The organism is Pseudomonas sp. Irchel 3F6 (genome assembly GCF_900187595.1).
Taxonomy (GTDB): domain Bacteria; phylum Pseudomonadota; class Gammaproteobacteria; order Pseudomonadales; family Pseudomonadaceae; genus Aquipseudomonas; species Aquipseudomonas siliginis.
The window spans coordinates 454,825-476,370 of sequence record NZ_FYDP01000001.1 but is presented as its reverse complement, the minus strand read 5'-3'; the positions used below and the strand labels follow the sequence as shown (position 1 = coordinate 476,370).

The 21,546-nt window shown below is 64.3% G+C and carries 8 protein-coding genes; 6 read left to right on the top strand and 2 right to left on the bottom strand.

What is annotated here, in order from left to right; all coding sequences use genetic code 11:
- The first annotated feature begins 115 nt into the window (after positions 1-115).
- From CKW30_RS27410 to CKW30_RS02095, 5 genes are read left to right on the top strand one after another with little or no spacing between them, the layout of a single operon-like run.
- A complete protein-coding gene (locus tag CKW30_RS27410) occupies positions 116-4,657 on the top strand; it encodes an Ig-like domain-containing protein (RefSeq protein WP_256584129.1) in 4,542 nt (1,513 codons plus the stop codon).
- Positions 4,654-11,835 (top strand): BapA/Bap/LapF family large adhesin, encoded by a 7,182-nt coding sequence (locus CKW30_RS27405; protein ID WP_256584128.1) that lies wholly within the window; start codon positions 4,654-4,656, stop codon positions 11,833-11,835. Before CKW30_RS27410 ends, CKW30_RS27405 begins: the two co-directional genes overlap by 4 nt.
- A 43-nt stretch (positions 11,836-11,878) precedes the next feature.
- On the top strand, positions 11,879-13,315 hold the full coding sequence (locus CKW30_RS02105; protein ID WP_095179686.1) for a TolC family outer membrane protein: 1,437 nt from the start codon (positions 11,879-11,881) through the stop codon (positions 13,313-13,315).
- Complete coding sequence (locus tag CKW30_RS02100; protein WP_095179685.1) at positions 13,312-15,474, top strand: type I secretion system permease/ATPase; 2,163 nt, start codon at positions 13,312-13,314, stop codon at positions 15,472-15,474. The genes CKW30_RS02105 and CKW30_RS02100 overlap by 4 nt, the downstream gene beginning before the upstream one ends.
- Before the next feature lie 5 nt (positions 15,475-15,479).
- The gene (locus CKW30_RS02095) at positions 15,480-16,667 is read left to right on the top strand and encodes an HlyD family type I secretion periplasmic adaptor subunit (RefSeq protein WP_370593533.1); all 1,188 of its coding nucleotides are present in this window, start codon (positions 15,480-15,482) and stop codon (positions 16,665-16,667) included.
- On the opposite strand, the gene CKW30_RS02090 is transcribed toward CKW30_RS02095, so the two are convergent.
- Complete coding sequence (locus tag CKW30_RS02090) at positions 16,668-17,264, bottom strand: trypsin-like peptidase domain-containing protein (protein WP_024012659.1); 597 nt, start codon at positions 17,262-17,264, stop codon at positions 16,668-16,670.
- A gap of 238 nt (positions 17,265-17,502) precedes the next feature.
- Positions 17,503-19,392 (bottom strand): sigma-54-dependent Fis family transcriptional regulator, encoded by a 1,890-nt coding sequence (locus CKW30_RS02085; RefSeq protein ID WP_073474928.1) that lies wholly within the window; start codon positions 19,390-19,392, stop codon positions 17,503-17,505.
- Between the two features lie 247 nt (positions 19,393-19,639).
- Between CKW30_RS02085 and CKW30_RS02080 the strand changes: the two genes are divergently transcribed.
- Entirely contained in the window at positions 19,640-21,463 is a 1,824-nt protein-coding gene (locus tag CKW30_RS02080; RefSeq protein ID WP_095180285.1) for an NAD(P)/FAD-dependent oxidoreductase, read from the top strand.
- Positions 21,464-21,546: the final 83 nt, after the last annotated feature.

Genomic DNA, 21,546 nt, shown 5'->3' with positions numbered 1-21,546 from the left:
GCAAATGGCCCATCCATACGCTCGTCAAAAATCAGGCAGCCCCATCTGACACTCCCTATCTATGGTTTTAAAACCATCCGTGGACGTCCGCCCCACCCATTTACAGGGAGTAGTAATGGACAACATCGTCATTGCCGACAAAGCCAATTCTCAGCTCACTGCCCAGAACTGGGGCAATGTTCAGCTCAGTCAGCCTTCAGTTGTACAAATGCCGGTTCGGCCCGATCAATTGGCGTCGACCAGTCGCAGCGGTCAGGATTTGATTGTCAATTTGAAGTCCGGCGAGCAAATCAAAATCTCCAATTTCTTTGTCACCAGCCCTGACGGCGTGCCCAATGACATTGTCTTTCAGGGTGACGACGCGACACTGTGGCAGGCGCGCTACAGCGCCGAGCCGTTCAACGGCTTTACCTTTGACGAAATCAATTCGCTGGACGAGCTGATCGCTGGCGTCGGTGTGGTGGATGGCGCGACGCCGGCCTGGGCGATTGCCGGGCTTGGCCTGTTGGGCGCGGGTGGTGCGGCAGCCGCTGCCGGCGGAAGTGGGGGCGGCGGCGGTGGTGGCGGCGGTGGAGACGCGACGCCTCCCGCGCCCGCGACCGGGTTAACCTTGTCGGCCGATGGCCGGGTACTGAGTGGTTTTGGCGAAGCTGGCAGTGTCGTTCAGGTACGCGATGCAGCCGGCAACATTTTGGGTTCCGGTACCGTTGGCGCCGATGGCAGTTTCCAGGTCGACCTGGGTACGCCGCAGAACAATGGCCAGCCGCTCGACGTGACGCTCACCGACCCTGCAGGCAACGTTTCGACGCCGGGTACGGTCACTGCGCCGGATACCTCCGCGCCCACTGCGCCTGGCAACCTCGCTGTGAGCGCCGATGGCACGCAACTCGGCGGCACCGGTGAAGCCGGCTCGACCATCCAGGTGCGCGCCGCCGATGGCACGCTACTCGGTAGCGCTGTGGTGGCGGCGGATGGCACTTTCAGCGTCGCCCTCAGCCCCGCGCAAACCGGCGGCCAGCCGCTGACCGTGAATGCAACCGATGCGGCAGGCAATATCTCGACCGGCGCAACGGTCAGCGCGCCGGAGATCGTCGAACCGACGACGCCAGGCAATCTCGGTTTGAGCAGCGACGGCAGCCAGCTGACCGGCACCGCCCGGGCCGGCACCACGATTGAAGTCCGTGCCGCCAACGGCGAATTGCTCGGGCGTGCGGCGGTGGCCGCTGACGGTACTTTCCTGCTGACGCTGGTTCGCGCGCAGGCCAACGGTGAAACGTTCAGTATCGTGGCGGTCAACAGCGCCGGTGCGCAATCGCCGACCGTGACCTTCAATGCACCGGACATCACCGGCCCCGGCACTGCGACGGATCTGGCGGTGAGCAGCGATGGCCTCTCGGTCACCGGCCGTGGCGAACCCGGCAGCACAGTCAGCGTCACCAATGCGCAAGGCACGCTGCTCGGCACGGCTCTGGTCGCCGCCGATGGCTCCTTCACAGTGCAACTCAATGCCGCGCAAATCGATGGTGAGGCGCTGAGCGTGCTGGTCACCGACGCCGCCGGCAACCCTTCGCCAGCAGTGACTATCATCGCGGTTGACCTCGACGGGCTGACCCAACCAAGTGACATCGCAGTGAGCATCGATGGCACGCAGTTAAGCGGACGCGGCCAGGCCGGTTCGACCGTAACGGTGCGCGACGCCAACGGCAATGTGCTCGGTTCGGCCGTGGTGGCCGCGGACGGCACGTTCAGCCTGCAACTGAGCAGTCCGCAGAACAATGGCGAAACACTGCAGATCAGTGCCAGCGACGCCGCTGGCAACACTTCCGCACCACTGAACTACGTCACGCCTGACACCCAAGGGCCGACGGCCGTCTCCGATCTTGCGCTCGACGCTCAGGGGCAGACGCTCACCGGTAAGGGTGAGTTGGGTGCGTCGGTCACTGTGCGCGATCCGGCCGGCAACATCATCGGCACGGGCACGGTGGATGCCGATGGCAATTTTACCGTTCCACTTTCCACACCACAGACCGATGCGCAACAACTGCAAGTGATCCAGACCGACGCAGATGGCAATCCATCGGCGCCGGTCAACGTAATCGCACCCGATCTGACCACACCGGTAGCCGTGACCGATGTAAGCATTTCCGCCAATGGCGCCATAGTTTCCGGCGCGGGTCAGATCGGCGCCACCGTTACTGTCACTGACACCAACGGGACCGTGCTGGGAACAGCTTTGGTCGGCAGCAACGGCCGGTTCGAAGTCACCCTGTCGTCGCCACAAACCAATGGCCAGAACCTCAGCGTTGTGCAGACCGATGGCTCGCCCACTGGCTCCCCGGCAGTTCCAGTTGAAGCGCCGGATATCCAGGCCCCCACTGCCCCTTCCAATCTGTCGCTGAATGCAGGCGGCACTGAACTGAGCGGCACCGGCGAACCCGGTGCCACCGTGTCGGTCAAGGATTCGGCCGGCAATGTGCTGGGCACCGCGATCGTCGACGGCAGCGGCGCCTTTACAGTGCCGCTGAACAGCCCGCAGATCGAAGGCCAACAACTGCAAGTCAGCCAATCGGATGGCGTGAACGTTTCCCCCAACACGCCGCTGACCGCAGCGGACACCACCGCGCCGCTGGCGCCGGACAATGTCGTGCTCGCCAGTAACGGCGTGACCTTGACCGGCACCGGGCAAGCGGGCAGCACCGTAACCGTCAGCGCGCCCGACGGCACGGTGCTCGGCACTACGGTGGTCGCCAGCGACGGCAATTTCAGCGTCAACCTGAGTCCGGCTCAGCTCGACGGTCAGGTGCTGAATGTGATCCAGACCGATGCGAGCGCCCTGCCCTCGCCAGCCACGCCGGTCACCGCACCGGACATCACCGCCCCGCCTGCACCGACCGGGCTGGTCGTCGATCCTGCAGGGGCCACGGTCACCGGCACCACGCAGCCCAATAACACGGTGCAGGTGCTGGATGCCGGCGGCAACGTCATCGGCACCGCAACCGCTGACGGCACGGGCGCCTTCACGGTCGACCTCGATACGGCGCAGACCAATGGCGAAGCCTTGCAAGTCGTGGTGTCGGACGGCGCCAACAGTTCGCTGCCAGGCACCGTTGCCGCGCCGGACAGCACGCCGCCGGCGCCGGTCAGCGATCTCGCGCTCAACCCCGCCGGCACGCAAGTGTCGGGACTTGCCGAACCGGGCACGACGGTCACCGTCAGCATCGCTGGCGGCGGTCTCGTGCTGGGTACCGCAACGGCGGGTGAGGACGGCCGCTTCGTCGTGACCCTCAGTCCACCGGCCGAGCCTGGCGGCAATCTGGAAGTCATCAGCACGGATGGCGGCGGTAATGATTCGCCCGTCGTGCCGCTGGCAGGACTGGACGGTAGCCAGGTCGCGACCCCGACCGATCTGGCCTTGAGTGCCGATGGTTTCACCCTGACCGGCGCCGGAACGCCCGGTTGCACCGTGACGGTGACCAGCAGCAGCGGCACGGTGCTCGGCTCAGGTCTGATCAACAGCTTCGGCCGCTTCACCCTGTTGCTCAGTAGCAAACAAATCAATGCGCAAGTCCTCCAGGTGACGGCCACCAGTCCCGACGGTGACGTGTCGATTCCGGGCACGGTGACGGCGGTCGATGGCACGGCGCCGGACGCGGTGACCAATCTGGCGCTGAATACCAACGGCACGACACTCACTGGGCGCGGAGAGGCCGGAGCGACGGTCACTGTCACCGACGCCACAGGTACCGTGCTCGGTACTGCACTGGTCGCCAGCAATGGCACGTTCAGCCTGACGCTGACGCCGGCACAACTTAATGGCCAGGCGCTTACCGCGATCCAGAGCGATGCCGCCGGCAACCTGTCGCAACCCGCTGGCATCATCGCTACCGATCTGCAACCGCCCGCCGCAGCGACTGGCGTTACGATCAATGACGTCGGCACCGTGGTCAAAGGCCAGGGCGAAGCCGGCAGCACCGTGACCGTGCGCGATGCCGCCGGCAATGTTCTGGCCACCGGCGTGGTCGATCAGAGCGGCAATTTCCAGGTCACCTTGCCCAATGCGCAGAACACCGGCGAAACCCTGCAGGTCACTCTGACCGACGCCAATGGCAACGCCTCGACTTCCACTGGCGTGATCACCGTCGACGGCACCCCGCCGGCCGCCGTGCAGAATCCACTGATCAGCGCCGATGGCAGCACCCTCAGCGGCACGGGTGAAGCTGGCGCGACGGTCAATGTCACCACCGCCAACGGCACCTTGCTCGGCAGTGCCGTGGTTGGCGCGGACGGCGCGTTCAGCGTGACCCTGGCGCCAGCGCCGACCAACGGCGAGGCGTTGGCGATCAGCCAGACCGACCCTGCCGGCAATGTCTCGCCGTCGACCAGCGTCAACGCACCCGACATCAGCCCACCAGCTGCACTGACCCAAGTCGCGGTGAATGCTGACGGCGTCACCGTCACTGGTCATGGCGAACCGGGCGCCACGGTGTCTGTGCGCAGCGCCGACGGCACCTTGCTCGGCACCGCGCAGGTCGGCAGTGGCGGCGCGTTCACTGTCACCCTCAACGCAGCACAACTGAATGCCGAAGTGCTGACCGTCACTCAGGAAGATCCGCCGGGCACGTTTCGACGGCGGTTGAAGTCATCGCCGCGGATTTGACCGCGCCGGCGATTCCGAGCGCATTGACGCTCAATGCTGCCGGCGTGCAACTGTCGGGCAACGCCGAGGCCGGCAGCACGGTGACCGTGCGCGACAGTCAGGGCAATCTTCTCGGCACCACCACGGCGGCCGCAAACGGCACTTTCCAGATTACCCTCAACAGCCCGCAAACCAATGGCCAGTCGCTGAACGTGACAGCCACCGACGCGGCGGGCAATCCGTCAGCCCCGGCAATCGTCAATGCGGTCGATAGCACGGCGCCGTTGGTAGCGAGCGATCTGGCGGTGAGCGCCAATGGTGCCACCCTGACCGGCATTGGTGAGGTCGGCGCCAGCGTGGAAGTTCGCGATGCTGGTGGTGTTTTGCTGGGTACTGCGACCGTTGCCAGCAATGGCAATTTCAGCGTCACGTTGTCCCCGGCAGCGGTGGCTGGATCGAATCTTTCCGTGGTGCAGATCGATGCTGCCGGCAACACCGGACCGGCGGCGCCGGTGACTACACCGGGCAATCTGGCGGAAAGTGCACCGACCAATTTGGCCCTCAGCGCTGACGGCCTGACCCTCACCGGCTCGGCCACCGCCGGCAGCACCGTGAGCATTCGCAATGCCTCGGGCGTGTTGCTCGGCAGCGCGCTGGTGGCGGCCAATGGCACTTTCAGCGTCACCCTCAACGCCGCGCAACTCAACGGCGAACAGCTGTCTGCCGTGGCGACGTCGAGCACCGGTATCAATTCATCCCCGACCGACTACACCGCTGCCGATATCGCCGCGCCAACGCCGCTCAGCGAACTGAGCCTGGCACCGAACGGCACGGCCCTGACCGGGCGCGGTGAAGCCGGCGCCACGGTGATCGTGCTCGGCACCGGCGGAGCGGTTCTCGGCAGCGCCGTGGTGGCGGCCAACGGCACGTTCAGTGTCACCCTCAGCCCGGCACAGACCTCTGGTCAGACTTTGAGCCTGAGCCAGGCCGACACCGCCGGCAACGAATCCAACAGCGTCAACCTGATCGCCCCGGACCTGCTCGCGCCCAATGCGCCGGCGGCGCTGGTGGCGAGCGCTGACGGCACCTTGCTGTCGGGTACCGGTGAGGCCGGCACCACGGTCAACGTGTACAACGCCGCCGGAGCGCTGGTCGGGACCGGCACCGTGAGCATCGACGGCACGTTTGCGATCACCCTGACCACGCCGCAAGCCAACGGTCAGGCGCTGACCGTGTCGCTGACGGATGCGGCGGGCAACACCTCGGCAGCCACGCCGTTCACTTCGGTCGACAGCACACCGCCAGCGGCCGTTTCGCAACTGAGCATCGGCGGCGACGGCGCAAGCCTGACCGGGCGGGGCGAACCGGGCGCGCAGGTCCGGGTCATCGACAGCGACGGCAACGTGCTTGGCACCGCCGTGGTCAGCGCGACCGGTACCTTCACCCTGCCACTGAACCCGGCGTTGACCAATGCCGAAGTGATCACCGTGGTTCAGGCCGACGCGGCGGGCAACGACTCGCCGGCAGTGAACCTGACCACGCCGGACTTCACCCCGCCTGATCCACTGGACAACGTCGATATCAACTCGTCCGGCGCGCTGGTCATCGGTACTGGCGAACCCGGCGCGACCGTGACCGTGCGCGATGCCAACGGCACTTTGCTCGGCACAAGTGTGGTACTCGGCGACGGCACCTTCAGCGTCACCCTCAATCCGCCGCAGATCAATGAACAGATCCTCAGCGTGCAACAGGCTGATCCACCCGGCAACGTCAGCGCCCCGGTGACGGTCACCGCACCGGATCTGACCCCGCCAGCGACGCCGGCCGATCTGCAACTGAATGCCGATGGCGGTCTGCTCACCGGTACCGGCGAAGTCGGCGCCATTGTCCGCGTGACGTCGGCCGATGGCACCGAACTGGGCACCGGCACCGTGGGCAGCGATGGCCGTTTCGAGGTCACGGTGACCCCAACACAGACCAATGGCCAAGCGCTGTTCGTGGTGTTGGCGGATGCAGCCGGCAATGCCTCGCCCGCCGGCACCCTGACGGCGCCTGACAGCACGCCTCCTGCCGCACTGACGGATGTCGAGATCGACGCCAGCGGCAGCCTCATCACCGGCTCCGGTGCGGCTGGCTCGCAGGTGGTCGTCACCAATGCGCTGGGCACCATCGTCGGCACTGGCACGGTGCAGGCCGACGGCAGTTTCAGCGTGACGCTCGACCAGCCGCTGCTCAATGGTGAAGCCTTATCGGTGATCCAGCGCGATGCGGCGGGCAACCCTTCGCCGATCGTGCCCGTCACTGCGCCGGACATCACCCTGCCCGCTGCGCCCACCGACCTCGTTCTCACGCCTGATGGCCTGACACTGACCGGTACCGGTGAAGCCGGCGCCACGGTGCGTGTACTCAGCGCGACTGGCACTGTGTTGGGCTCGGCAACCGTGGCCGGCAATGGCTCGTTCAGCGTGACCCTCAACCCGCCGCAAGTGAACGGCGAGCTGTTGAGCGTCAATCAGACTGATCCGGCTTCAAACATTTCACCCACAGCACCTCTGCAAGCGGGCGACAGTACTGATCCACTGGAAGTGGCCGATCTCAACGTCAGCCAGGACGGCTTGACCGTCACCGGTACTGGCGAGCCCGGCGCAACCGTCACGGTGCTTGACGGCGCGGTGGTGCTCGGCACGGCGACGGTGGCCACAGACGGCAGTTTCAGCGTCACGTTGTCGGCTGCGCAACTCGATGGTCGCGCGCTTTCGGTCATACAGGCCGACGCACAAAACAACGAGTCCCAGCCCGTTCTGGTCGACGCGCCGGACAGCACTGCACCGATCGCACCAACGGTGACATCGCTGACCGGCGCCGGCACCTTGCTCGCCGGGACCGCCGAAGCCGGCAGCACCGTGACTGTGCTGTCCGCCACCGGCACCGTGCTCGGCACAGCGGTGGCATTGGGCGACGGCACCTACACCGTCACGCTGAATCCGGCCCAGGCCAACGGTCAGTTGTTGTCGGTGATCGCGACGGACGAAGCGCAAAACGCATCGCCAGAGCTGCTCTACCCGGCGGCAGATACCACGGCTCCGGATGCCGTCACCGGTCTGACCATCAGCGGCGATCTGAGCCAGCTCGCCGGTCGTGGCGAAGCCGGCGCGAGTGTCGAAGTGACCGATGCGCTGGGCAATATAGTCGGCACCGGCACGGTCGCGGCCAACGGCACATTCCTGATCGATCTGGACCCCGGCATCACCGCCGGGCAAGTGCTGACAGTGAATCAAACAGACGTCGCGACTAACGTGTCCGCAGACGCCGACCTGACTGTTCCGGCAGTGCCAGCCCCGGCTGCGCCGGACAATCTTGTGCTGACAGCCGACGGCGTGACGCTGACCGGCACGGCGGCGATCGGCACCACCATCAATGTCTACGCGCCGGACAACAGCCTGATCGGCACCGGCGTCACTGGCCCGGATGGCACGTTCAGCGTGGTGCTGACGCCTGCGCAAACCAACGGCCAGAGCCTGGAAGTCACCGCCAACACCGCACTGGGCGGCGCGTCGCTGCCGACTGAAATCACCGCGGGGGACACCTCGGCGCCGGCGCCACTCAGCGATCTGGCGGTCAACGCCAGCGGCACACTGGTCACCGGTCGCGGCGAAGTCGGCGCAACTGTGACCATCACCGGCGCTGGCGGCGTGGTGCTGGGCAATGCGACGGTGGGCGCGAACGGAACCTTCAGCGCGCAGCTCAATGCGCCGCAGGTCAACGGTCAGGTGCTCAATGCGACTCAGACCGATGCGTCCAATAACACCTCATCCGGGCTTAACGTAACGGCGCCCGATATCACTCCCCCGGCCGCTCCGACGGCGCTGGTCCTTAGCGGTGCCGGACTGGTGCTCGGCGGGCTCGGTGAAGCCGGCGCCACCGTCACTGTTCGCGGTGCGGGTGGCACGGTGCTGGGCACGGCGACGGTGGCGGGCAATGGCTCGTTCTCGGTGACCTTGTCATCGGCGCAACTCAACGGCCAGCAACTGAGCGTCACGCAGAGCGATGCGGCGGGCAACGTTTCGCCGGTTACCAATCTCAGCGTCGCCGATACCACCGCGCCGGCGCCGCTGAGCAATGTCAGCCTGAACGGCACCGGGCTGGCGGTCAGCGGCACGGGTGAAGCCGGCGCGACCGTCAGCGTGACCAACGCAGCCGGTACCGTCCTCGGCACCGCCGTGGTCAATGCTGGGGGCACCTTCACCGTGCAACTGTCCAGCGCGCAACTGAACGGCCAACAGCTCAACGTCCAACAGGCCGACCCGACGGGCAATCTGTCGCAGGTCTTCAATCTGACGGCCCCTGACGTGCAGGCGCCGATTGCAGCCAGCGGTCTGACGCTCGCTGCCAACGGTCTGACTTTGAGCGGTACGGGCGAAGCCGGTGCGACGGTCAACGTCTACGGCCTGGGCGGCGCGCTGATTGGCACTACCACCGTGGGCAGTGGCGGCACGTTCAGCTTCAACCTGAACACCGCGCAACTCGACGGGCAGCTGTTGACCGTGCGTCTGGTCGACCCGGCCGGCAATCTGTCGCCCAACGCCAGCCTGACAGCGCCGGACATTACCGCGCCCGGCGCGCCGACCGGCGTCAGCGTCAATGGCAGCGGCACCGTGCTCACTGGCGTCGGTGTGCCCGGTTCGACCATCAGCGTACGCGGCGTCGGCGGTGTGGTGCTCGGCACCGCGACCGTTGCCGCTAACGGCAGTTTCTCGGTGACACTGGCCTCGGCGCAGATCAACAGCCAAGTGCTCAGCGTTACCCAGGCCGATCCGAGTGGCAACGTATCGGCAGCGGCGACCGCGACGGCGCCAGACCTGACACCGCCCGCTGCGGCAACGGCGCTGCTGGTCGGTGCCGATGGCCTGACCGTCACCGGTACCGGTGAAGCCGGTGCAACCGTGACCATCAAGTCGGCCAGCGGCAGCGTTCTGGGCACTGGCACGGTCGACAACCTCGGCGTGTTTAACGTCACCCTGAGCAGTGCGCAGATCAACGGCGAAAACCTCACCGTCAATCTCAGCGACGCTCGCGGCAACGTTTCGGTGGCCGCCAACGTCATTGCGCCGGACGTCGACGTCAACGCGCCAGTGATCGCCAGCGATAACCTCGCCGTTGGCACCGTCACCCTGGCTCCGGTCACCGCGTCGCAGACCTTTAACGACTCGTTCACCACACTGCTGGCCGGGTTCTCGAAAACCTTCACCTTCACCGTGGCCGGCGGCACGCGTCTTGATCCGACCCTGACGCTGACCACCAGCAGTCTGATTTCGCTGATCGATGGCGTGGTCTACACCCTGCAAGTGAAAGATGCCAGCGGCAACTGGGTCACTCTGGATGTCAACGGCAGCGGCGGCCTGCTTGACCTGATCGCGCTCGCCGGCCAGGGCGTACGGGTCGACATCGGTAATTTGCTGTCAGGCGATTATCGACTGACGGTTTCGAGCACCGGTATCGGCGTGCTGACCACGGTCAATACCCAGCTGCAACTGGATGTCAGCAGCCTGACCCAGTTCAACGGCATTGCCGGGCCAGCGGTGACCGGCAACGTCATCACCAACGTCGGCGTCGATGGCACGGCCGATCAGACCGGCCCGGACAACGGCGCGCAATTGCAGATCTTCAAGAACGGCGCCTGGGTCAGCGCTGGGGCCGGCACCACGGTGCAAGGGTTGTACGGCACGCTGACCATCGACGCTAACGGCAACTACAGCTACAAACCGAACGGCAGTGTTGGCAGCGTCGGCAAAGTCGACGTGTTCAACTACCAACTAGTGCACCCGAACGGCTTGAGCGACACCGCCAATCTGTACGTGCGCATCGACAGCCCGCAAGCCAGCGAAGTGTGGAACGACGCGAACCTTGGCAGCCCGGCGCTGGTGGTGGATGCCACGCCAGACGTGGCCTCGACTGACGTCACCCTGATCAACCGCGAAGTCACCACCAACTCTGCCCTCGGCACGTTCAATGTGCTGCTGGGCGGCGGCAGCGGTAACTACAACACCGTGGTCGCGGCCGATACCGTCAGCGACCTGACCGTGGTGGTCAACTCGAGCAACCTGCTGGCGCTGCTCGGTTCGATGACGGTGGGCCTGTACAAGCTCAACACCGCCACCAATCAGTACGTGCTGGTCAAGAGCTACGGCGGCAACGCGCTGGTCAATCTCGGCGGCGGCAGCTACGGTATCAAGTTCGACGACCAGACCGCCGGCAGTTATCAGGTGCGGGTGGCAGTGGGCGGCCTCGGCCTGCTGACCAGCGTCAACACCAGCCTGATCAACGTCGCGACCTACAACAATCAGTTCGTGGTCGGCAGCTACACGCCGGTATCGGGCAATCTGCTCACCGACACCGCTGGCGGCGGCGCCGATGTACTGGGCTCGGTCTATACCTTGCTCAGCGTGCTGGTCGCTGGCAGTTACGTCGCGCCGGGGTACAACGGCGTCTCGCTGGTCGGCAACTACGGCACCCTGGTGGTCCAGGCCAACGGCAACTACACCTACACGCTCAAGGCCGGCCTGACCGATGCGGTGATCGGCCAGGAAGACACCTTCACCTACCAACTCACCCACCCCAACGGCACCGTGGATACCGCGACGCTGACCATCGACCTGAACAATGCCGGCGCATTCGCCAGCACCGCGTTCTCGGCACTGGCCAGCGATGACCTCGGTCTGGCCCATGTCGCTGGCAGCGAACTGATCCAGGGCACCGAAGGCAACGACACCCTCGACGGCTCGCACGGTGGCGCCGTCACGCTGCAAGGTGGCGGTGGCGACGACACGCTGATCATCGCCGATCAGCAGTTCACCTCGGTGGACGGCGGCAGCGGCACCGACACCCTGCTCTGGGCCGGTGGCGATGTGTCGATCAACCTCGGCGATCTGCAGAGCAAGATCCACAACGTCGAAATCCTCGACCTCAACCATTCCAGTGCGGTTGCGCTGACATTGAATCTCGGCGATCTGCTGGCGATTACCTCTTCGGACAACAACACCCTGCTGATCAAGGGTGACGACAGGGACAGCGTGCACATGACCGATGGCTGGGTCGCCGATGGCACGCAACAGGCCGACGGCATCGACTATGTTCAATACACGGCACAGGAGGATCCGAGCCACCACTTGTGGGTGCAGAACGGCATTCAAGTGGTTTGAAACAAGACATCAAACGTCGGTCTCTCAACAGTAAGGGAAGTCTGTGGAGTCAGTTTTTCGCCAGAAATGGCCGGTGGTCCTGTTGACCATCGGCCTCTACCCCGCCTTCACCGTCGGCGTTCGCGCCGACGACAACCTCGACAGCAGCTTGCGCAGCATCAGCCCGTCGCAACTGCAACAACCTGCAGGCAATGACAATCGTCAGCGCCCTGCCCCTGCTTCAAAAACGGCCGCCAACGCAGATACGTTGGGGCTGGAACAAGCGGTCAGGCTCGCCGTGGACTGGCACCCACGCATCGGCGAGGCCATCGGCACCCTGTTCCAGCAAGGCGAAGGGGTCAACGTCGCCGAGTCCGGTTATTACCCGCAGGTCACCGGCGGCATCAAGGGTGGCTACACCAGCGGTTACGGCAGCGATGCCGGCAGCCAGTCGGTGAACATTTCCCTCAAACAGATGCTGTATGACTTCGGCGAGGTTTCCAGTTCGGTCGACGCTGCCCGCGCCCGGGTGGCGCGCAGTCAGGCCGGGATCCTGCTGGCGATCGACGACATCGCCCGCGACACCGCCAGGGCCTACATCGAAGTGCAGCGTTATCAGCGTCTGCTCGAGGTTGCCCGCGAGCAGATTCAGGGCATCGGCGGCATCGTCGACCTGGCCAAGCAACGCAGCGACATGGGCGCCAGCACCCGCTCCGATATGGTCCAGGCGCACTCCCGCGCAGAAGGCGCGACAGCGACGTTGCAGGAATTCAAGGCGCAATACGCACGCTGGCAAGCGACCCTGACCAGTCTGCTCGGACGACGCACGCCGCCAGCAGTCAGCGACGCCGCCGCGCCTACATTGACTCAGGCCTGTGACGCCTCGCAGATTTCCGACACCCTGCCCGCCGTTCTCCAGGCGGCTGCGCAACGCACCCAGGCCCAGGCCGAGCTAGCCCAGGCCAAAGCCGAGGCCTACCCGACCCTGTCGCTGCAACCGTCGGTCAACCAATATCTGGACGACCATTACGACGATCAGAACTCGCGCGCCGATCGCACTCAGGTCGGGATCTTTCTCAATCTCGAAGTGCCGATCTATCAGGGCGGTGCGATCAGTGCGCGCAGCCGCGCCGCCGGGCATGCGCTGACCGCAGCGGACTCGGCCGAAGACTTCGCCCGTCTGCAAGCGCGCCAGGGTCTGGCCGAAGCCCAGGCGCAAACCTCGGGCCTGAACCGGCGGCTGCGCTCGCTGGAATTTCGCCAGACCAGCATCACCGAGGCGCGCATGTTGTATGGCCGCCAGTACCTGGAACTGGGCACGCGGCCGCTGCTCGACCTGCTCAACGCCGAGCAGGAAATCCACCAGTCGCGCTTCGATCTGGTCAACACCCAGGCTGATCTGCAACACCTGCAGATCGACTGCTTCTACAACAGCGGTGCGATTCGCCGGGTCTTCGGCATCGACCACAGCGCCATCCAGAATGTCGAGATCCTGCCATGACCGATGTCAGCATCACTGTTCCCGAACCCGCCGCTGCCGAAGCTCGCGAAGATTATTCGCCGTGGCTGGAAGCGGTGCTCAAGGTCGCCCGCCACTATCGCCTCGACGTCTCGCCGGAAAGCGTGCGTCTGGCCTCGGTGCACAGCGAAGGCCGCGTCGAAGAAGTGGTTCGGCACATGGCGCGGCAGGCCGGTTTAAGCGTGAAATTCGCGGTTTTCGACAACAAGAGCCTGAGTCGCTGGCGCACGCCGCTGGTGGTGCAACTGCGTGACGGTCAGGTCGGCGTGCTCGAAAGCATCGGCGAGACCGGCGAGCTGGGCATCTGCTTCAGTGGCGACCAGGGTTTGCAGAGTCGCATGGACGCCACCGCGCTCGCCGAGCAGGCGCTGCGCACGGTGATTCTGCGCCCGACGCAACCGGTGGCCGACGTGCGCACCAACGATTACATCAAGCCCTACGACGAGCACTGGTTCCGGCGCATCGTCCTCACCGATCTGCGGCCCTACAGCCAAGTGATGATCGCCTCACTGGTGGCCAACCTGCTGGGCATGGCCGGGGTGCTGTTTTCCATGCAGGTGTACGACCGGGTGATTCCGGCCGAGTCGCTGCCGACCCTGTACGTGTTGTTCGGCGGGGTGATGCTGGCGCTGCTGTTCGATTTCGTCATGCGCATTCTGCGTCTGCGCATCACCGATGTGCTGGGCAAACGCGCCGACTTGCGCGTCTCCGATCTGGTCTTTGGCCACGCTTTGCGTCTGCGTAATTCGGCGCGGCCGAAATCCACCGGCTCGTTCATTTCGCAGTTGCGCGAGCTGGAGCAGATCCGCGACCTGATTACCTCCAGCACCGCCACGGCACTGGCGGACATGCCGTTTTTTCTGCTGTTCCTGCTGGTGTTCTATTTGATCGGCGGGCCACTGGTTTTGATTCCACTGGTGGCGTTGGTGTTCATGTTGCTGCCCGGGATCATCGCGCAACCGCGTTTGGCGCGATTGGCCAATGCGTCGATGCGTGAAGCGGCGCTGCGCAACGCCATGCTGGTGGAAAGCATTCAGGGCCTCGACGACATCAAGGCGCTGCAGGCCGAGCAGCGTTTCCAGCAACAGTGGAATCAGTACAACGCCGCCTCAGCGGACAGCAGCCTGCGCCTGCGCACCTTGACCAACAGCCTTGTGGCGTGGACGCAGAACGTACAAGGCGGAGTGTTCGCGGTGGTGATCGTGTTCGGCGCGCCAATGGTGATTGCCGGCGACCTGACCACCGGCAGTCTGGTCGCCGCGTCGATTCTGTCGTCGCGGATGATGGGGCCGATGGCGCAACTGACCCACGTGCTCACCCGATGGCAGCAGGCCAAGGTCGCGCTCGAAGGCTTGAACCGGATCATGCAGATGCCGGTGGATCATCCCGAGGGCAGCCAGCGCGTGCACCTGCCAGCGATTCGCGGCGACTACCGCATGCGTCAGGCCAGTTTTCGCTACAGTGAGGAATCGACCCCGGCGCTCAACAACATCGACCTGAGCATTCGGCCCGGCGAGCGCATCGCCCTGCTCGGCCGCAACGGTGCTGGCAAGTCGACGCTGCTGCAAGCACTGGGCGGCGCGATGGATCTGAGCAGCGGTGAAACCACTCTGGACGGCATCGCCCTGGCACATCTGGATCCGGCCGATCTGCGCCGCGACGTCGGCCTGCTGTCGCAACAGGCGCGACTGTTTCATGGCACCTTGCGCGACAACATCACCCTCGGCGCCGGTCAGGCCAGCGATCAGGAAATCATCGCTGCGCTGACCGTCACCGGTGCCCTGGACTTTGTTCGGCAGCTGCCCAAAGGCATGGATCACCTGGTGCTTGAGGGCGGCCTGGGTTTGTCCGGAGGTCAGCGTCAAAGCCTGTTGCTGTCGCGTTTGTTGATCCGCCAGCCACAAGTGCTGTTGCTCGATGAACCGACAGCCGCGCTCGATGACGTCACCGAGCGTTTGCTGCTGGAAAAACTCGCGACCTGGACCCAGGGCCGAACGCTGGTGGTCGCCACGCACCGGGTCAGTGTGTTGCAACTGGTCGAGCGGATCATCGTGCTCGACAACGGACGTATCGTCATCGACGACCACCGCGACGCGGCATTGGCGCGGCTGCGCGCACCGGGTAAAGGAGTGGCGGTATGAAGCCGATGATGACCGACGTGCCGGACCCGATGTCCTACCTCGACGGCCGCGATGAGCGCGCTCTTGCCGGTGGCGCAAAGGTGATCTGGGGTTGCGCGCTGATGCTCGCCTGCTTCATTGCCTGGGCGGCGTGGTTCGAGATCGTCGAGGTTTCGACCGGTACCGGCAAAGTCGTGCCGAGCTCGCGCGAGCAGGTGATTCAGTCGATGGAGGGCGGCATTCTCGAGCAGCTCAATGTCAGCGAAGGTGCTTTGGTCGAGCGCGGGCAGATCCTCGCGCAACTGGACCCGGTGAAGAACCAGTCCAACGTCGGCGAAAGCGCGGCCAAGTACCGCGCGGCGCTGGCCAGCGTCAACCGCTTGCAGGCCGAAGTCAGCGAAAAGCCCCTGACCTTCGACGCATCGCTGCAAGAGTTTCCTGATCTGATCCGCGCCGAAACCGAGCTCTACCAGACCCGGCGCAAAGGTCTGGCGGAAACCCTCGACGGCATTCAGAGCTCGCTGAAACTGGTACGTAGCGAACTGGCGATCACCGAGAATCTGGCGAAGATCGGTGCCTCGAGCCGGGTCGAAGTGCTGCGCCTGACCCGTCAGCGTTCGGAGCTGGAATTGAAAGCCACCGAAGCCCGCTCCGATTACATGGTCCGCGCCCGCGAAGACCTGGCCAAAGCCAACGCCGAGGCGCAGATGCTCGAAGCGGTGATCCGTGGGCGCACCGACTCACTGTCGCGCCTGACCCTGCGCTCGCCGGTGCGCGGCATCGTCAAGGACATCGAGGTCAGCACGATTGGCGGCGTCATTGCGCCCAACGGCCAGGTCATGCAGATCGTACCGCTCGATGAACAACTGCTGATCGAGACGCGCATCTCGCCGCGCGACATCGCCTTCATTCACCCAGGCCAGGCGGCGAAAGTGAAAATCACCGCCTATGACTATTCGATCTACGGCAGCCTCGACGGCGAGGTGGTGACGATCTCGCCGGACACCATCCAGGACGAAGCCAAGCCGGAAATCTTCTACTATCGCGTGTTCATCCGTACCGCTTCGGATGAACTGCGCAACAAGGCCGGCAAACGCTTCGCCATCGTCCCCGGGATGATCGCCACGGTGGACATTCGTACCGGCGAGAAAACCGTGCTGGACTATCTGATCAAACCACTCAACCGCGCCCGCGAAGCGTTGCGCGAACGCTGATCAGCGGCTGGCCAGTTTGGTCGCTGGTGGCGTCGTTGGAGTGATGCTGGCCTGATAGCGCGACCACTCGCGATTGATCTCCGCGTACGGCAGGAAAATGCTCACGCGCGGTTGATCGAGCAGGTCCTTGCGCTTGAGGCGGCTGACGTCGTCACGGGTGAGAAACGCCACGTTGATGCCAACCACTTTGCCATCGGCGGAAAACACCGGCCCTCCGGACATGCCTTTGGCCAGCGCGCCATTATGGGTGCCGTAGAGCACGTTGCCCTCTTTGACGTCGAGGCGAACCATGGCCGGCAGCGCCTGGCCGGTGCCCTTGACCGACATGTACAGCGAATTGAAGCCCACCGAAGTCAGCTCCTCGCCCGGCTTGTAGCCGCGCCACGCCGGCACGCTATTGGCCTTGTGGCGGAAGAACTGCACGTCTGCCTGCCCTTGGAAAACCGTGCCCGACAAGTAAGGAATGTGCTTCACCGTCACGGCGAAGTCTTCATTCCATTGCACAGCCGAACCCATCAGCACGTAAGGCAAAGGCGCGCCGGAGTGAACGACAAAGGCTTGGTCTAAAACAGGATCCTGAACAAAAGCGACTGGCATTCCATTGCACCCGCTGAGCAGCAACGACGCTGCAACAAGTGACTTGAGGGGGCGCATTTTCGGTACATCTTGAGGTGAGGAAAGGTGCTGCAATATGTCATTGCGCCATCACTTATAGCAATAGCCTTAGCCTACCGCTTGTCGGCGAGCGATATAGTGAGTCAATGATTGGATCCAAGCAATTTCCCGGCAATACGCGCAATCAACAGCGAATGAACGCAAATGATCGCGATTGTCTTCAACCAGGTCGGGTGATCCCATGCTGACGAAGCTTGCGGTACAGCGTATTGCGGCTGATCCCCAGACGACGGGCAACTCGCGCGACATGCCAGTGTTCAGCTTCGATCATGCTGAGCAGAGTTTGCCGTTCGGATACACCCAGTGGATCGTCAACAGGTTGGTCGTCACTTGCGGGCAGTAACTCGTGCACGTCCTCCAGCGTGACCCGGCCTTCCACTGCCAACGCCACCAACGTACGCAAACAGGTGCGCAGTTGCCGGACGTTGCCCGGCCAAGGCTGCGCCAGCAAGCGCTCTCGAACTCCCGCTTGCAGCCGCACAGTGGCGCCCGCCGCTTCTTCGCGCAGCAGGAGGTCGAGCAGACGGCCCTTGTCGGAACGCTCGCGCAGCGGCGGCAGTTCCACGGCGAAACCGCCAATGCGATAGAACAGGTCCTCGCGCAGGCGTCCGTCGGCCACGCAGGCTGGCAGATTCTGGTGACTGGCGCTGATCAGGCGTACATCAAGCGGTCGCGGCGTTGCGCTGCCCAGCGGCACAACCTGGCGCTCTTCGAGCACGCGCAGCAGACGGGTCTGTAGCGCGAGGGGCATGTCGCCGATTTCGTCGAGAAACAGAATGCCGCCATGGGCCTGCTCAAGCTTGCCGACCATGCCGTCCTTGCGCGCGCCGGTGAAGCTGCCGCCGCGATAGCCGAACAGCTCGCTTTCAATCAGCGTCTCGGGGATCGCCGCGCAGTTGATCGCGACAAACGGCTGGCCGGCGCGCGAGCTGGCGCGATGCAGCGCTGCCGCAAAGGCCTCCTTGCCGGTGCCGGTTTCACCCTGCAGAAACACCGGCACGTCACGCTCCAGTACACGCAACGCGCGAGCGAATCCGCGTTGCAGGCGCGGGTCTTCCAGGCACACGCGCTCATCCTTGATTGGCGGGACAGGCGCAAGGGTCAACGGCGCGGAGCGGATCGGTTCGCGCAACTGGCCGTAGAACAAGCGCCCGTCGGCCAGGCGCATAGGCCAGCAGACGTGCGCCTGAGCACTGGCCTGATCGAGCAACTGCTCCATCGGCGTTTCCAGCAGCATCGTCAACGACTGCCCGACCATCTGCTCGCGGCTCAGGCCCAACAGATCCAGCGCCGCCGCATTCACCGAACAGATCCGCGCACTCTCGTCGAAGCTGAGCAGGCCTTCACCCAGCAGCCCGACAAACCCGGCGTCGGGATGAAACCGCAGCAAATAGCGCTGCGGATCGTGGCCAAGGAAAAAACAGCTCTCGATCAACCTGGCCGACAGATTGGTCAGGGCCATGGCCTTGAAGCGTTGCTCAAGGCTGCTTTCCTCGCGCACGGAGGACAGGTTGAGCACCGCGAGCAACTCACCGCTGGCGTCGAATATCGGGCTGGCCGAACAGGTCAGGCCGACGTGCTGGCCACGGAAATGCTCGTCGCGGCGAATGGTCACGTGCTGGCGCTCGACCAGGCAGGTGCCGACGCCGTTGGTGCCCTCGTGCTCCTCGCTCCAGACCGAGCCGAGCCACAGCCCGGAGCGCTGGAACTCGCCGCGTTCGGCTTCGTTGAACACGCTGTCGATCGCCACGCCGCGCGCATCGGTGAGCAGCACGACATGGCCGTCACGTCCCAGTTGCTGGTGCAGGCTGTTCATCTGCCAGTGCGCAACGGAAATGATGTGTTCCAGCGGCGCACGGTGTTCGCGCAAACGCGCCTGTTCGAGCACATCCGGCGCGCGGCGGCTGGCCGGATCGAGCTGGTATTGATCCAGGCAACGCCGCCACGAACGGGTGATCGCCAGGTCTGCCGCCGCGCTGTGGCTGGCAACAGAGCCCTGCACGGCTTGCAGTACCTGGCGCGCGTGGGCGTTGATCGAGGCCGGTTTCATTGTTGTTGTTCTCCGCTTCGGTGAAGACACGGGTGTGTCCGCAGCTTAGATGAAAAGCTCGTTGCGGGGGAATTTCGCGCCGAGTGACACAGTGTCATCCACGAATCTCGAATTTGTGACATGTCGCCTGTGCCAAAGCCTTGTCGGCCTTTGCATCAAACGCTCTGGCCCGCGTCTTTCAAGGAGATGGCCCAAGCCTTGCTCTGATGCCATGGCTTACCAAAACAACAAGATCGGAAGTGGCCCCATGAACATCGCTATTGAAACCCCTTTGCAATCGCCAACAGCGCAACTCGCCGCTTGGGTCGAACGCCTCGGCGGACGTCTGGCGCAACGAGATGTGGACGGCACGCTGGAGCTGTTTGCCGAAGAATGCCACTGGCGTGACTTGCTGCTGTTCAGCTGGAACCTCGTCACCCTGGAAGGCAAACCGGCGATTCGCGACATGCTCGAAACACGCCTTGAGCAGACCCAGCCCGAACGCTGGCAACTCGAAGGTGAAGCCACGCTCACCGATGGCGTGCTTGAAGGCTGGATGAGCCTGGAAACCGACTCGGCGCGCGGCAAAGGCTATGTGCGCCTGAAAGACGGTTTGTGCTGGACGCTGCTGACCACCATGCGCGAACTCAAAGGCTTCGAAGAACCCAGCGGCCGCCGCCGGCCGATGGGCGCGAGCCACGGCCATGCCCACGCTGACAAGCGCAACTGGCTGGAGCGCCGCCGCGATGAAGAAGCGGCGCTGGGCATCACCACGCAACCGTACTGCCTGATCGTCGGCGGCGGTCAGGGCGGGCTCGGCCTCGGCGCAAGGCTCAAACGCATGGGCGTACCGACGCTGATCATCGACAAAGCCGAACGCCCCGGCGATCAATGGCGCGGCCGCTACAAGTCGCTGTGCCTGCACGACCCGGTCTGGTACGACCACATGCCCTACCTGCCCTTCCCCGACCACTGGCCGGTGTTCACCCCGAAAGACCAGATCGGCGACTGGCTGGAGATGTACACCAAGGTCATGGAACTCAACTACTGGCCCCGCACTGAGTGCCTCGGGGCTACGTTTGACGAAGAGACTGGCTGCTGGACCGTGGAGGTCCTGCGCAACGGCGAGCCCGTCACCCTGCAACCGACGCAACTGATCCTCGCCACCGGCATGTCTGGCGTACCGAATGTGCCGGTGTATCCAGGCGCCGAAAACTTCCAGGGCCAGCAACATCACTCCAGCCGTCACCCCGGCGGCGATGCGTGGAAAGGCAAGCGCGCAGTGGTCATCGGCGCGAACAATTCAGCCCACGACATCTGCGCCGATCTGGTGGAAAACGGCACCGAGGTGACCATGGTGCAACGTTCGAGCACGCACATCGTGCGTTCGGACAGCCTGATGGAACTGGTTTTCGGCGGGCTTTATTCCGAAGAGGCGCTCGAGTCGGGGCTGACCACGGACAAGGCCGACCTGCTGTTCGCCTCGATTCCGTACAAGGTCATGCCACAGTTTCATCGGCCGATCTTCGACGCGATCAAGGAGCGCGACAAGGACTTCTATGAACGCCTGAGCCGGGCGGGTTTCATGCTCGATTTCGGCGATGACGAATCGGGTTTGTTCATGAAATACGTACGCCGTGGCTCGGGTTACTACATCGACGTCGGCGCCTCGGAACTGATCGCCAACGGCACGATCAAGCTCAAGAGCGCGCCGGGCCTCGGTGTCGAACGCATCGAAGCGGATGCGGTGGTGCTCACCGATGGCAGCCGCTTGCCGGCCGATCTCATCGTTTATGCGACAGGTTATGGCTCGATGAACGGCTGGGCCGCGAAGCTGATTTCCCAGCAAGTCGCCGACAAGGTGGGGCGCTGCTGGGGCCTGGGTTCCGGCACCACCAACGACCCCGGCCCGTATGAAGGTGAACTGCGCAACATGTGGAAGCCGACCCAGCAGCAAAATCTCTGGTTCCACGGCGGCAACCTGCATCAGTCACGGCACTATTCGCTGTATCTGGCGTTGCAGTTGAAAGCCCGTTTCGAAGGCCTCGACACCGATGTTTATCGCCTTGCAGAGCGCCATCATCTGGGCTGATTCCTCAAGTGGTCGTTCGTCGGTGCGCAGACCAAGCGCACCGGCGAACTGGAAAGTGCGTGCTAGGGTGTCTAGCCCAAGCA